The following is a 13,488-nucleotide window of genomic DNA, read 5'->3' as shown; positions in this document are numbered from 1 at the left end:
GAGGAATTTTAACCGTGAGTATGCTTTCCACCTATCGAGATTCCCCCATTCGGCACCGCAAGCACAGGCAGCGGGGCTTCACGCTGCTCGAACTGCTTGTTGTGCTGGTTATCCTGGGCCTGCTGGCGAGCCTCGTTGGCCCTCAGGTGCTGAAACATCTTGGCACGTCCAAGACCAAAACCGCGGCACTGCAGATCGAGGAGCTGAGCGCAGCGCTCGACCTGTATCGGCTTGAAGTCGGTCGCTATCCCACTACTAATGAAGGGCTGGAGGCATTGATCGAGAAGCCCTCCAGTGCGCCAAACTGGAACGGACCCTACCTGAAGAAAAAGGTGGTGCGCAAGGACCCCTGGGGCTTTGACTATGTCTACAACTATCCGGGGCAGCACGGCGAGTTCGACCTTTATTCCCTGGGCGCTGACAACAAAGACGGCGGCGACGGTGAGAACCAGGACGTCAATAGCTGGAATTAGGGTCTTAACAGCCTGTTTGTTAAGGCATCAGGAGTTTCCGGGTGACAACTGAGCGCGAGAGCGGGTTTACATTGCTCGAATTGCTGGTGGTGCTGGTCCTGGCCACCCTGATGCTGAGCTTGGTGGTGCCTCGCTTTGCGGCGGTGCTACCGGGCGTTGAACTCAAGAGCTATACCCAGAAAACAGCGGCACTGCTGCGCCAGCTGCGCTCCCAGGCGATGGCCGAAAGCCGCTTGGTCTCATTGAGTGTCGATCCGCAGGACCATGCCCTGCGCGTCAGTCATCGTGTTGATCCCATCGCCTTGCCCGACGACATTGATGTGACTCTCAAGGACAATGGCAGTCTGGCGCTGGGCTATGACGTCGTTGTGCCCCTGATCAATGGCGCCACAAGCGGCGGCCCCAGCATTCGCTTTTACCCGGATGGCAGTTCCAGTGGGGGCAGCGTACGGCTCACTGGAAGCAGCGGACAGTATGGAATAGACGTGGACTGGTTGACCGGTCGAGTACGGATAGATGATGGTCGCGAAGAGGAACTGCCCGCGAATGAAGACTAACAGGGCGTGGCGACAGCAAGGCTTTACCCTGCTCGAAGTGCTGGTGGCCTTTCTGATTCTGTCGCTGGCGCTGGGCGTCGTTCTGCATATCTTCTCACTGACCATGCGCACGACTGACAGTGCCGCGACGCGCCAGCAGGCACTGTTGCTGGCCGAGTCCCGCATGGTTGCGCTGACAGCGCCGAACGAGATCAGGGCGGGCAGGGACGAAGGCCGGATTGATGACCGCTTCCGCTGGGTTTCAGAAATCGGCCGCTTTGATTTTCCCGACCAGGATGAGGGTCTCGATGAATTCCTGGTGCCTTACCGGATCGATGTGACCATTGAGTGGGACAGCAACCAGGAGCTGACCCTTACCACCGTGCGACTGGTGAACGAGCAATGAGCCGGCAACCGACATCCGACTCACGCGGCTTCACGCTGGTGGAGCTGTTGATTGCGTTGCTGCTGACCGGGATGGTGGCCATGCTGGTGTTTGGCGCCTTTCGCATCGCCACCGGAACCTGGGAACGGGTCGTCGCGCAACAGGAGCGGGTGCATGAAAGCTACCTGGTTCAGACGTTTGTGCGCCGACTGCTGGAGCAGGCGCAGCCGTTGCGGCTACGCGATGTTGACGTGCGGCTGTCGGTGGCAATGCAGGGGGATGAACGAAAGTTGACATTTGTTACCGCATTGCCGACACGCGATGGTGTGGCCAAACTCTACTGGTGCCAGTTAAGTGTCAGTGAAACAGAAACGCAACAAAAACAATTGATTATGACGACAAGACCTTATACCGACGGGGAGATTATCAACTGGCTGGCCCCGTTCGAGCCGACCGGCGAGGGTGTAAACGACGAAGAGATCCCCTTTGTGCCACCTGAAGAGCGGGTATTACTGGAGGGCGTGGCCGAGCTTGAATTTGAGTACCTGTTTTACGATGAGGCGGACCAGCCCGAATGGCGGCGCGAGTGGGTGGATGAATCGGTGCTGCCATACCTGATCCGCATGCAGGCTTTGCCGCAGGACAGCGAAGGGTTGGCAGGGGAGGCCAATACCGCCTTTTGGCCGGAGCTGCTCGTATCACCAACGGATTACCGCTATGCCGGCAAAACGCTTCTTTAAACCAGTTATTTATGTCGGATGGGCGAGGCGCGCAGCGTGCCGATCTCGTCGGTCTGCCGGTGTGTGGACGCGCCGTAGTCCGTTAATGCATCGATCGCACCGGCAGCGAGGCCTGGCACTGGTGGCCGTGCTCTGGGTGCTGGTGTTGCTTTCCCTGCTGGCCGCCAACCTGTCCCAGGGCAGTCGAAGCAATGCCAAATTGGCACAGAATCTGGTGGCGGCGACACAGGGCAAGTACGCCAGCGAAGCAGGTATGCAGTGGGCACTGTGGAATTTGCAACAGCCGGAGGAGAATCAGTGGCTGGCCGATGGAGGCACTCAACTGCTGCAGCTGGATGATATTCAGGTACGGGTCGCTCTGCAGGACGAGAGCGGGAAGATTGACCTGAATGCGGCACCGGTCGAGTTGCTGAGCGGGCTTTTTGTTGCTGCTGAACTTGATGGCGCCACTGCAGATGCGCTGGCTGATGCGGTTATGGACTGGCGTGATGAGGACGATCTTCGCCGGCTCAACGGTGCGGAGGATGACGACTATCTGGCCGTTGGCCGAGAAGATGGCGCCAAGGATGCCTATTTCGAAGAGGTTGAAGAGTTGCAGCTGGTACTCGGGATGACGCCGGACATCTACCAGCGGGTAAAGAGCAGTGTCACCGTGCTGAACGGGCTGCCGAGCATCAATCCCCTGTTTGCTCCTAGGTTGGCCCTGCTGGCTCTGCCCGGTGCAGATGAGGGTACCGTGGATCAGTATATCGAGCAGCGACGGCGTAACCAGCTTGATGGTCTGGAGCAGCCTGAAGCGCCGGTGCCGACTTCCCAGTATGTTTCGCAGGGGCGAGCTGGGGTTAATTATACGGTGCTGGCGGAAGCTGAAGTGGGGCCCGTGGTGCGGGCACGATTCAGCGCGCAAATTCAGCGTCGTGGGCGGTCGCAGCGTGGCGCCTTTACCGTGTCGAACCTGAAACCAGAGATGCAGCCATTGTTTGAAAGAGAAGCTGGAATGAATTGACCCTTCGTGGAAACCCAGTCTCCGGGTGAACATCGGAAGGTGTAAATTGTGTAGGAGCCCAGTCCCTGGGCGAATCGGAAAGTGCCGTTGTGGGAGCCCGGTCTCCGGACGAATCGTAACCATCTGGATATCGCCCACAGAGTGAGCTCCCACCGGAGGCAAGGTAGAATCGGAAAGCGCCGTTGTGGGAGCCCAGTCCCTGGGCGAATCGCAATCATCTGGATATCGCCCACAGAGTGGGGTCCCACCGGAGGCAAGGGATAATCGGAAAGTGCCGTTGTGGGAGCCCAGTCTCCGGACGAATCGCACCCATCTGGTTATCGCCCACAGAGTGGGGTCCTACCGGAGACAAGGGAGAATCGGAAAGTGCTGTTGTGGGAGCCCGGTCTCCGGGCGAATCGCAACCATCTGGATATCGCCCACAGAGTGGGCTCCCACCGGAGCCAAGGGAGAATCGGAAAGCGCTGTTGTGGGAGCCCGGTCTTCGGGAGAATCGCAACCATCTGGATATCGCCCACAGAGTGGGCTCCCACCGGTGACAAGGTAGAATCTGAAAGTGCTGTTGTTGTGGGAGCCCAGACTCTGGGCGAATCTCAACCATCTGGATATCGCCCACAGAGTGGGGTCCCACCGGAGGCAAAGGGAGAAACGGAAAGCGCTGTTGTGGGAGCCCGCTCCCTGGGCGAATCGCAACCATCTGGATATCGCCCACAAAGTGGGGTCCTACCGGAGGCAAGGGAGAATCGGAAAGTGCTGTTGTAGGAGCCCAGTCCCTGGGCGAATCAAGGATTGTTACAGAGGCAAGGATTGCCATGGCACATTCTCACCGATTGCGAATCGGTCGCTATTCGGCTCCAGAACAGGTTTACCTTATTACAGCGGTTTGCTGGCAGCGCAGTTCGATCTTTGCAGAATTTTCATCAGCACGAGCGGTTGTACATGCCCTGCGCGATGTTGAGCCCTCGGCTGCAACGCTCTGTTTTGTAGTGATGCCGGATCACCTTCACTGGTTGATGGCGTTGCAGCCTGAGGCAGATTTGTCGGCTACGGTGCGGTTGATGAAGGTACTGACTACGCGACGGATCAGATTGCATGAAGATGATACCAGGCCTGTCTGGCAAAGAGGGTTTCATGACCGGCAACTACGCTGGGAAGACGATCTGGCGGCTATGGCACGATATGTGGTGGCGAATCCGGTGCGCGCCGGATTGGTGCGCTCCGTAAGGGAATACAGCTTTTGGGATGCGGTTTGGCTTTGAGTATTGATTTTACCGGGTTGTAAATTGTAGGAGCCCAGTCCCTGGGCGAATCGCAACCATAAGCATATTGCCCACAGAGTGGGCTCCCACCGGTGACAAGGTAGAATCGGAAAGCGCTGTTGTGGGAGCCCGGTCCCCGGGCGAATCATCGCCCACAGAGTGGGGTCCTACCGGAGGCAGGGAGAATCGGAAAGTGCTGTTGTGGGAGCCCAGTCCCTGGGCGAATCGCGGCGCAGGTCGAGCTACCGCTTTTATGAATATGAACTAGGCTCAACAAATGAATTTGTCATAACAGGAGACTCCGGTGATCGACGCAATGGATAGCAGGCTTCGACGCTGGTTGGATGAGCCTAGACAGCGGCTGACGGGCTTCTGGCAGTGGTGGGGCGGTGAGCTTTATGGATTGCTGCCGCCTGAATGGCGGCGTCGGCTTAGAGGTCAGGCGCTGCAGTTGCGTATCGAGCAGCTGGAGGAAGCTCAACTGGTGGTGCTCGAGGGGAGCGAAGAGGCCTATCGGTTGCCGCTGGCGGTCGCACCCCCGCCTGCGCTGATCGAACAACTCAAACAGATGGCCACTCAGGCCGGCCGTACCCTGCTGCAGCTCGATACACGTAGCGTGTTGCACAAGAGTATTGCATTGCCGGCCGTGACCGAACCCCGGCTTGAGTCTGTGCTCGGTTTCGAGATGGATCGGCATACGCCCTTTAAGGCCGACGATGTCTATTTTGGCTACCGCGTGGCAAAGCGGGAACCTGCGACACAGCGTATTCTGGTAGACCTGTATGTCATGCCCCGCAAGCGGCTCGATACTCTGCTGCAACAGTTGCAACTCTTCGGTGTTATGCCGGGCGTGGTGTTGCCGGTGGAGGCCCGTTCCTCGATAGAGCAGCGCAGTCTTAACCTGCTGCCACTTAACCTGCGCAGCGGCAGCGATCTGGGACGGCAGCGTTCGGTGCGCAACCGGCTTGTTATCGGGATATTGCTGCTGGTGATGCTGGTCGGTTTTCCACTGTATCAGCGCTCCCAGCGGGTTGAGGCACTTGAAGCCGCACTGGCGCAGCCCCGTGCCGAGGCACAGCGTGCACAGCAGGTGCGTGCCGAGATCGAGGCGCTGGTCGAAGGCAGGCAGTATCTCGGACGGCGCAAGGCCGAACAGCTACCCGTGCTGTTCGTGCTCGACGAGCTGACACAGCTGTTGCCTGACAATACCTGGCTGAACCGCTTTGAACTCGATGGCCGAAGCTTGCGAATTCAGGGCGAGTCCGGCAGCGCCTCGTCACTGATTGGCATACTCGAGGCATCGCCGATGTTGATGTCGGTTGATTTCACTTCGCCGGTCACCATAAATCCACGCAGTCGTCGTGAACGATTCAGCATTGAGGCGCGACTGGAAACAGGCGCCGCGGATTCGTCTGTACCGGAGGCTGCGCCATGACCCGCCTGACCCCGCAACGCAGCCGACTGCTGGCCGTAGGGCTGTTGCTGATCGTGCTGCTGCTCGTCGCCCTGATTATCAGGCCCGTGCTGGGCAGTTACCTGAGTTACGGTGAACGCATCGAGTCGCTGGAGAATCAGCTTTCAATCTACCAGCGACTGGCCGAAGGTCTGGCTGCGGACGAGGCGAGACTGGCTGAATTGCAGGCTGCGGAGCCGGTCACCGATCTGTACCTGCAAGAAAACAAGCCCGCGCTGGCGGCGGCACAATTGCAGCAGTATCTGCACAGCCAGGTCGGTCGCGGTGGAGGGCAGGTGATCAGTACCCAGATTCTGAGTTCGGACGAAAGCGGCCCCTTGCAGACCATCGCCATCCAGGTGCATATGCGCGGCGAGCTGGATGACCTGGTCAACCTGTTTTACAGCCTGGAGTCCGGCAAGCCCGCACTGTTCGCCGAAAATGTCACGGTGCTGGCCAATCCGCGCCGACAAACCAGGGTGTCTCGGCGGAACAACCGTCGGGTTCAGGCACGGTCTGTTCCGGCGCTGGATATTCGCTTTGACCTGACCGGCTACGCCGCCAAGGAAAAAACACCATGATGAGACAAAGGCGCTGCCTCAGCGCGACTTGCCGGTCATTGCTTTTACTGTTGATGTCTATGCCTCTGCTGGCTGCGGAGGATACTGATACCGCGATGCCGGTAATGGAGGAGGGGGGTGTTATTAAGTCCACACCGGAGCCTGACGCCAAGTTGCAGCCTGAACCCTCTACCGAGCCTGACAGTATGCAGACAGAACCCGTGCCTTTGGATCCGGCCGATGCCACGGGATTGCCTGCCACGGGAGCGCCTGCCGCAGGAATGCCTGCCACAGGTTTGCCGCCTTTTCCGCCACGCAGCCAGTTTGATGAAATGCTGGAGCGGCCGCTGTTCCACTCCAGCCGCCGGCCCCAGGCCGACGAGCCAAGCGGCGGTTCTGCCCAGGAACTGAGAGAAACCTGGAAACTGACCGGTATTGTTCTGGTGGGTGATGAGTTGCGGGCACTGTTCAGTGAGCGCAACGGTGAGCGTCGCCTGAGGCTCAGTACCGGTATGCCGCTGGATGCCAGCTGGGTGCTGGATGAAATTAATCGCGAAGCGGTGGTCATGGGCTCCGGTGATGAACAGGTCACGCTGGAACTGATGGAGCCCAGAGATACAACCCCGGTGGTTGTGCCTGAAACGGCGGAAGGCGAGAATGGCGACGCCGCACCGTTGGACGAGCGCACCCGCGAAGCTTCGCGCCAGCTGGAACAGGATACCGAATCCGTGAAGGAGACTCTTAATGAGTAATGCCATCAAAACCGCGCTGTTGCTGGGCTGTTGCCTGGCGCTGGGTGCTTGTGCGTTACAGGATATGCAGAACCCGGATGCGCTGGATAACCCCTGGCGCACAGCTGACTCCCAACGGCCTGAGGACCCCAGTGGCGCCAGTGCGGTCGCGCGGAAAGCCCGTGGAGGTTCGCTGGAACCGGCGCGCTTTGCCGCCGAGGCTGGCGTGGTACCGGGTCAGGAGGCACCAAGCACAGAACTCTATGGCGGTAATGGTGTTTTTTTTGATATCAGCGCTGACGACAAGGGCGAACCGGCGGAAGGGGATATTACATTCAATTTCCAGGGTGCTGAAATCAGCGAGGTCGTGAAGACCATTCTGGCGGACATTCTGCAGGTAAATTACATTCTGGATGATCAGGTACGCGGGGTCGTTAACATGCAGACCAGCCGTCCGATCAGTCGCGATGCGCTGATACCGACGCTGGAAAAGCTGCTGCAGGTGAATGGTGCGGCCCTGATCGATCGTTCCGGATTTTATGAAGTGGTACCGATCGACAGCGTGAATGGCGGCGCCATGAGCCTGCGGGGCAACCTGAGCGCGGATCGCGGCTACCAGATATTGGTGGTACCGCTGCGCTACATCGGCGCCCAGGAAATGCTCAAGATACTGGAGCCGCTGAAACCGCGCCAAGGCATGATGGAAGCCGATGAACGGCGCAACCTGCTGGTGCTGGGGGGTACTCAGGGCGAGCTTGTGAGTCTGCGAGACACGATCAAGACCTTTGATGTCGATCAGTTACAGGGTATGTCGGTCGGGTTGTTCCGCCTACAGTCGGTGGATGCCGATGTGCTGGTGGATGAGCTCGGCGCCATCTTTGGCGATGCGGCGGATGGCCCACTGGCGGGTATGGTGCGTTTCATGCCCATCGAACGGCTGAATGCGCTGTTGGTGATTACTGCGCAGCGCAAGTATCTGTCGGATGCGAAAACCTGGATCACCCGGCTGGATCGTAGTGAAGGCGCCCAGGGATTGGGCATGTACGTGTATTACGTGCAAAATGGCCGGGCCGAAAACATGGCCGAGATGCTTGGACAACTGTTCGAGGGCCAGCGGCGCAACCGCCAGGCCCGCGAAGCGGAATCGGCGCGCCGGCCGGCCATCGCTACAACGGCAACGGCGGATGCTGAAACTGAAGACACCGTTACCCGGGCCGAAGCCAGTGCCAGCCCTGCCAATATTGAAGTTGGAGAGGTGAGCATTATTGCCGATGCCGAAAACAATGCACTGCTGATCATGTCTTCGCCCGTCGATTACGACAAGGTGTACAAGGCCATTCAAAAGCTCGATGTGCTGCCGCTGCAGGTGCTGGTGGAGGCCACCATCGTCGAGGTCTCGCTTGAAGACGAGCTGCGTTACGGCCTGCAATGGTTCTTCAAGAACCACCTGGGTAGCGCCACCAAGGGCATCGGTACCTTGGGTCAAACTCCAATTTCGTCGGCAGCTGATGTTATCGGCACGGCCAGTTACGAAGTGATCAGCGGTTCCAGCACTCGGGCGTTGCTCAATGTGCTGGCGACCGATTCACGTCTCAAGGTGATCTCGTCTCCCACGCTGATGGTGCTGGATAACCATACTGCTGAAATCAAGGTGGGCGACCAGGTGCCCATCCAGACATCCGCGACTACGAACACCAGCAGCGGCGTCGTTGACCCAGACGGCGAATTTAGAGCCAATGTCACCAGTACTATTCAGTACCGTGACACCGGCGTGCTGCTGAAAGTGACCCCCAGGGTCAATGCCGGTGGCATGGTGGTGCTCGATATCACGCAGGAAGTGAACGACGTTAACCCGGACCCCAGTTTTGGCGGCATCAACTCCCCCACGATTACCCAACGCCAAATCGATACCAGCGTCGCGGTGCAGAGTGGTGAAACCCTGGTGCTGGGTGGGCTGATCAAGGAAAACAACGACAGCGGTGGTGAGGGTGTTCCCTATCTGAGACATATACCAATGCTGGGCTGGGCATTTGGCAGCCGCGGCAAGAGCACCCAGCGCACCGAGCTGGTGGTCATGATCACCCCCACGGCCGTCACCGACACAGCCGATGCGAGGGAGGTCACCCGCGAATACCGCAACAAGCTGCGTGGCCTGGAATTGCAGAGCCGCCCCATGGACAGGGGCCAGCGCAATAACTGATCAGCTTGCAAGTTCGGGGGAATTCCACAGAATAATTAATCCGAGGTAACCCCCCCGGCTATGCCGGGGTGACTCGCATAGGTTTGACCGAGGCTTCGGTCAAACTACCTTCGTTTTTCGACCAAGAAAGATGAAGGTAACCCTATGCGAGACTATGAAAGTCTGGCGCATGCGCGCTGGGATTGTAAGTACCATGTGGTGTTCATCCCGAAGAAACGACACAAGCTGATCTACGGGAAGTTGCGGCGGTACCTGGGGGAAATCTTCCATGAGCGGGCCAAGCGCAAGGGTGTGAAGATCGTGGAAGGTCATCTGATGCCGGACCATAGTCACATGTGTATCAGCATCCCGCCAAAATACTCGATATCCAATGTGGTTGGTTACCTCAAGGGCAAAAGTGCGATCGCCATCGCCAGACAGTTCAAAGGCCGCTGCTTGAAAGGCACCGGGGGTGATCACGTTATTCGTCATCCTGTAGCCGCCACTCAGCGAATGCATGCCTAGTTTGCGCCTGTATCATCATGCTGACATCCGTATTTTCTATTAATTTATTTTGAATTCAACATGTTAGATAAAAGCTGTGTGTTTCTGTAAGCCCAGCTTTACGATCTGGATGTTTCGTCACGCCCTTGATCTCAATTATTTCTATTACTTTCAATGGCTTATAAACATGGCCTGGCCCTTGCTTGCATTAGCAGTAATAGGTTTAGGCATGGCTTCGGTCGTGCTCGAAACTAAAGGGGGGCCAGTATGCCGTATCAGTTGTTGGCAATGTACTTGTTCCCATGCAGGTGGTTTCTGCTCCAGGACGGTGTAAGGGTCGTATTGTTTATACACGACGTGCAACGTTGAAGGGTAAGGGGATCTGTAGGAATCATCGGATACAGGGACAGGAGATTAACCACACAGGAATTTTCATCGGTTCTACACATAGCCGGTGAGAACCCATTTCAAGCCGAAGCGGTTAACAGCAAGGTGTACCGCTGTGGTTCTGGAGGTGGAAAATGAAATTTTTTACGTCTCGATGTAAGACGCTACTCTTTCGAGTGACGTCGTTTTTGACACTAACGATGCCGCTGGTGTTTATTCTGGCGCTTGTACCGGGTGTTCAGACCTATGCCTTTGATACAGTTCCTGTACCGTTTCTGGAGTTGGATGCCGATATCGTTGACGACGATCCACCCGAACCTGACGACGACTGGAACACTTTGGCGGGTGAAACTGTGAATGGTAATTTACCCGGAACACCGGGTCCCAACCTGATCACAACGACGGGCAGGCTGCAGGATCCAGACTCGCCAACGACCAGTTATTTCTCCACAGGCTCATCGAAAGATATTCAGGATCTCTCTGAATGGGACACTACAGGCAACTCGGCGCCGCACAAGGACGAAATCTTGAATGCCGGTGCGGCTGCTTATCGTGGACCGACGGGCGACTTGCTCATTGGCTTCTTTTTGGACCGGTACGCCGACAGAGGCACGGCAACCGGGGGATTTTGGTTCACCGTCGAAGATGCCTATGACCCGGTAACCGGTGACTTCATAGGGAATCACACTGTCGGTGATATCCTGGTAATTGCGGACTTCACACAAGGGGGAGCCGTTGGTACTGTGCGCATCCTGGAGTGGGTAGGCGACAACAATGGCCAGGATGACAGTCTGATTGTACCCGCACCTGGAGGGGGTAACGGTCCTCTCCAGCTCCTGTTCGAGGAAGGTTCGTTTAGCGGTGGTGCAGCGGGGACGCTCGCCTGTAATGCTGCGAATACCGTGTGCGCCATATCGAACGGCGTCGATACGACTACTGCCTGGGATGATTTTGACCCCAAGCACGGTCCCCTGGGCACCTATCCCAGTGGGAGCCTCTTTGAGGGCATGATTAACGTCTCCGAACTGCTTCCCGGAGACGATCCCTGTATATCCGGATTCATTGCCGAGACTAGGGCGTCTGCCGAGCCTACAGCCACGCTGAAGGATTTCGTAGCCTCATCGTTTAATGTCTGCGGTAAAATCACCATTGAGAAGGTCACGATCGGTGATACCGGCACCTTCGACATCGATACCAATATTCCTGACGGTACGAATGCCGCTGGCACAGAGCCAAGTGCTGGAGATTTCGATCTCACAACAACGGCTGCCGGGGTAGGTGGTCTGGACAGTGAAACCTTTATCGATATCCAGGAAGGTAACTACAACGTATCTGAAACCGTGCCAAGCGGTTGGCGGCTCACGAGTATGACCTGCTCCGGAGACGATGATAATGGATCTACGGTTCCTGATCTGAGCAGTGCTGCTCTGGTTGAGGGCGAAACAGGACTTTTCGTAATCGACTTGGATCCCGGAGAGGATATTACCTGCCGCTTCGTCAACGAGGCCTTGGGCACTGTGTCGGCTGACAAGGTTGTGGTCAACTTCTGTGATGGTGCAGATGGCGATGACGGTTTGTTCAACCTGACCCTGGATGGAGGAGCTACTTCCGCTATCAATATAGGGAATGGTGGATCGTTTGGGCCTGATGAGGTTGCGCCTGGTACTTATGTCGTAGGCGAAACTGCAGGCACCGGCACTAGTCTTGGTGATTACACGGTTTCGATAGGCGGTGCTGATTGCGATAGCAGTGGTAACGTTACTGTTTCGACCGGCGAGGATGCTAGCTGTACTGTCACCAACGTGAGACGGCCTACGATTCAGATCGTGAAGGAAATCCGTGATTACAGCGGTATTGCAAGCGATACTTATGACTTGTTGATCGATGATGGTAATAACAATTCCTTCGATCATGAAACAGAAGCTCAGGGTCATAATGGTCAGACATCAATAGTGACTGTAATGACACTTGCCTCGGGGAGTACGACAACGTTCGGACCCGTCAAGTTGGCCGAAACAATAGCTAACGGTGCGGAAACGCTTCCGGGCGCCGTTGTGATTCCGAGTACGGTGAGCGGTGTCGATGATATCTATTGGACCTGCGATGACCAGGCCGAAACCTCGGGTTCAGGATCGAGTATTGTTGTCCCGCTTCTGGAGTCCGGCGAGGTCGTAACCTGTACGGTGCGCAATACCATTAATAAAGCAGCGGCATGCGTGTCTCCATAGCTTTGATTCTAGGAGTCACATTCGGATCATGATTTTTGATTGATCTCAGTGTTTAAACGGCGACCTAAAGGGTCGCCGTTTTTTGTTCTTGAATACCATAGCCATGGCTGAGACTGGCTGCTTGAACTAGTCTGTAATGTAAACCGTGGGCGGATAAAATAAGGAGGTTAGGCAATGTATCGCATTTCTTTCAATTCGATGTCTGGTCTATCATCTAAAGCCCGCTGCGTTTTAGTCGCTTTGACTCTTTTCTCTTCAATACCGGCTGGAGCTGACGAGGATTCGGAGTCATTTCGGTCTGAATTGCGTGCCTTGTCTGAAGGGCAACAGCGCATGCAGCAGGAGCTACTGGAAATAAAGGCGTTACTAGAGGTGATGCCTCAGCATCAACAACCTCCTCAGGAGAGCACAACAGCCAAAGCGCCCCCGAAAGAACCGCCATTGCCAATGCAAATGACCATCAATGGATCGCCTTTTCTTGGTCGTGAAGATGCGCCGGTCGTGTTGATCGAGTTTACCGACTATCAGTGTCCCTTTTGTCGGCGGCATTTTTCTACGAACTTTCCGCTCTTAGTGAAGGACTACGTTGAAACTGGAAAGATTAAAATTGTGTTAAAGGAGTTCCCGCTACAGAAGCTGCACCCTCAGGCCGTTCGGATGGCCATGGCAGCGCAGTGTGCCGGCGATCAAAACCGCTACTGGCAGATGCATGATAAATTATTCAATAATCCGTCCAGGAAAAATATGGCTGATATGGAGGCCTTTGCCGCCGACCTTGAGCTCGATGGCGCAAAATTTATGTCATGCATGACACAAGGTGATTATGGCTACCAGATCAAGGCCGATTTCGATTTGGGCGTTTCCGCTGGCGTCCGGGGAACACCATTCTTCTTTATTGGTCCGTTGAATCAGGCTGAACCTGACCGAGTGATGGTCGAACAGTATCTCTATGGGGCTCAGCCCTATAGTGAATTTCGGCGGGTGATAGAAGCCATGCTCAAGAAGGAAGTCAATAAAGCGATGAACTAAGAGGTCAGGGGCACAGTG

Annotated in this window: 12 protein-coding genes and 1 pseudogene; all 13 read left to right on the top strand. The window is 56.4% G+C overall.

Translation table 11 applies throughout. The features are described from left to right. Positions 1-20 precede the first annotated feature (20 nt). The 13 genes and pseudogenes from gspG (at position 21) to F451_RS24765 (ending at position 13,470) form a co-directional block, all read left to right on the top strand. Positions 21-473, top strand: coding sequence for a type II secretion system major pseudopilin GspG (gene gspG, locus F451_RS0104120; protein WP_020680080.1), 453 nt, complete (start codon positions 21-23; stop codon positions 471-473). Between the two features lie 41 nt (positions 474-514). Next, on the top strand, positions 515-1,030 hold the full coding sequence (locus F451_RS24775) for a GspH/FimT family protein (RefSeq protein WP_020680079.1): 516 nt from the start codon (positions 515-517) through the stop codon (positions 1,028-1,030). Continuing rightward, on the top strand, positions 1,020-1,415 hold the full coding sequence (locus tag F451_RS0104110; RefSeq protein WP_020680078.1) for a type IV pilus modification PilV family protein: 396 nt from the start codon (positions 1,020-1,022) through the stop codon (positions 1,413-1,415). The genes F451_RS24775 and F451_RS0104110 overlap by 11 nt, the downstream gene beginning before the upstream one ends. Further along, the gene (locus F451_RS0104105; RefSeq protein ID WP_020680077.1) at positions 1,412-2,134 is read left to right on the top strand and encodes a prepilin-type N-terminal cleavage/methylation domain-containing protein; all 723 of its coding nucleotides are present in this window, start codon (positions 1,412-1,414) and stop codon (positions 2,132-2,134) included. Before F451_RS0104110 ends, F451_RS0104105 begins: the two co-directional genes overlap by 4 nt. Before the next feature lie 85 nt (positions 2,135-2,219). Continuing rightward, a complete protein-coding gene (locus F451_RS0104100; RefSeq protein ID WP_020680076.1) occupies positions 2,220-3,140 on the top strand; it encodes a type II secretion system minor pseudopilin in 921 nt (306 codons plus the stop codon). Between the two features lie 812 nt (positions 3,141-3,952). Continuing rightward, positions 3,953-4,399, top strand: coding sequence for an REP-associated tyrosine transposase (locus tag F451_RS27055; protein WP_083928333.1), 447 nt, complete (start codon positions 3,953-3,955; stop codon positions 4,397-4,399). Between the two features lie 316 nt (positions 4,400-4,715). Then, positions 4,716-5,834 (top strand): PilN domain-containing protein, encoded by a 1,119-nt coding sequence (locus tag F451_RS0104090; RefSeq protein ID WP_083928332.1) that lies wholly within the window; start codon positions 4,716-4,718, stop codon positions 5,832-5,834. Beyond that, on the top strand, positions 5,831-6,433 hold the full coding sequence (gene gspM, locus F451_RS0104085) for a type II secretion system protein GspM (RefSeq protein WP_020680074.1): 603 nt from the start codon (positions 5,831-5,833) through the stop codon (positions 6,431-6,433). Before F451_RS0104090 ends, gspM begins: the two co-directional genes overlap by 4 nt. 260 nt (positions 6,434-6,693) lie before the next feature. Then, positions 6,694-7,164 carry a hypothetical protein gene (locus F451_RS26575; protein ID WP_156826370.1) on the top strand — a complete coding sequence of 157 codons (471 nt, stop codon included), beginning with the start codon at positions 6,694-6,696 and terminating at the stop codon, positions 7,162-7,164. Then, a complete protein-coding gene (gspD, locus tag F451_RS0104075) occupies positions 7,157-9,343 on the top strand; it encodes a type II secretion system secretin GspD (protein ID WP_020680072.1) in 2,187 nt (728 codons plus the stop codon). Before F451_RS26575 ends, gspD begins: the two co-directional genes overlap by 8 nt. A 144-nt stretch (positions 9,344-9,487) precedes the next feature. Beyond that, positions 9,488-9,793 (top strand): annotated as a pseudogene (gene tnpA / locus F451_RS0104070) (IS200/IS605 family transposase); the annotation flags it as partial. Positions 9,794-10,347: 554 nt separating this feature from the next. Next, positions 10,348-12,441, top strand: a complete 2,094-nt coding sequence (locus F451_RS0104065) for a prealbumin-like fold domain-containing protein (protein WP_020680070.1) — start codon at positions 10,348-10,350, stop codon at positions 12,439-12,441. A 174-nt stretch (positions 12,442-12,615) separates the two neighbouring features. Beyond that, positions 12,616-13,470, top strand: coding sequence for a DsbA family protein (locus F451_RS24765; protein WP_020680069.1), 855 nt, complete (start codon positions 12,616-12,618; stop codon positions 13,468-13,470). The last annotated feature ends 18 nt before the right edge of the window (positions 13,471-13,488 follow it).

Origin of the sequence: Marinobacterium rhizophilum DSM 18822 (assembly GCF_000378045.1) — a bacterium.
GTDB classification, from domain to species: domain Bacteria; phylum Pseudomonadota; class Gammaproteobacteria; order Pseudomonadales; family Balneatricaceae; genus Marinobacterium_A; species Marinobacterium_A rhizophilum.
Note: the sequence above shows the minus strand (reverse complement) of the source record. Positions and strands in the feature narration are given on the sequence as shown.

Bases quoted from the DNA above. Each gene is read 5' to 3' on its own strand.
- F451_RS0104090 (WP_083928332.1), top strand. From the start codon at position 4,716: ATGGATAGCAGGCTTCGACGCTGGTTGGATGAGCCTAGACAGCGGCTG.
- F451_RS0104065 (WP_020680070.1), top strand. From the start codon at position 10,348: ATGAAATTTTTTACGTCTCGATGTAAGACGCTACTCTTTCGAGTGACG.
- gspD (WP_020680072.1), top strand. From the start codon at position 7,157: ATGAGTAATGCCATCAAAACCGCGCTGTTGCTGGGCTGTTGCCTGGCG.
- F451_RS0104100 (WP_020680076.1), top strand. From the start codon at position 2,220: ATGCATCGATCGCACCGGCAGCGAGGCCTGGCACTGGTGGCCGTGCTC.
- F451_RS0104110 (WP_020680078.1), top strand. From the start codon at position 1,020: ATGAAGACTAACAGGGCGTGGCGACAGCAAGGCTTTACCCTGCTCGAA.
- gspM (WP_020680074.1), top strand. From the start codon at position 5,831: ATGACCCGCCTGACCCCGCAACGCAGCCGACTGCTGGCCGTAGGGCTG.
- gspG (WP_020680080.1), top strand. From the start codon at position 21: ATGCTTTCCACCTATCGAGATTCCCCCATTCGGCACCGCAAGCACAGG.
- F451_RS0104105 (WP_020680077.1), top strand. From the start codon at position 1,412: ATGAGCCGGCAACCGACATCCGACTCACGCGGCTTCACGCTGGTGGAG.
- F451_RS26575 (WP_156826370.1), top strand. From the start codon at position 6,694: ATGCCTGCCACAGGTTTGCCGCCTTTTCCGCCACGCAGCCAGTTTGAT.
- F451_RS27055 (WP_083928333.1), top strand. From the start codon at position 3,953: ATGGCACATTCTCACCGATTGCGAATCGGTCGCTATTCGGCTCCAGAA.
- F451_RS24765 (WP_020680069.1), top strand. From the start codon at position 12,616: ATGTATCGCATTTCTTTCAATTCGATGTCTGGTCTATCATCTAAAGCC.